Annotated in this window: 1 protein-coding gene; it reads left to right on the top strand. The window is 46.6% G+C overall.

Annotation, left to right across the window (positions count from 1 at the left end; translation table 11 throughout):
- Positions 1–232: cation:dicarboxylate symporter family transporter (locus SB660_RS24090; RefSeq protein ID WP_410585160.1), on the top strand; the 232-nt coding region annotated here is incomplete at both ends.

Genomic DNA, 232 nt, shown 5'->3' with positions numbered 1-232 from the left:
CAGCATTGCGAAACTGGGGATGTTTGTGATCGCTTCATACGCCGCGCTTATCGTCATGTTTATCATTCACCTGCTGCTGATTACGTTCAGCGGTTTAAATCCGATCACATACGTGAAAAAAGCATTTCCTGTCATGGTGTTTGCGTTTACGTCCCGTTCAAGCGCAGGGGCTTTGCCGCTTAATATTAAAACGCAAAAAAGCATGGGCGTCCCTGAAGGAATTGCGAACTTC

Source organism: Bacillus sp. SIMBA_005 (assembly GCF_046535585.1).
Lineage (GTDB): Bacteria > Bacillota > Bacilli > Bacillales > Bacillaceae > Bacillus > Bacillus pumilus.
The sequence above is the reverse complement of the archived record's forward strand: the minus strand, read 5'-3'. Positions and strand labels throughout refer to the sequence as shown.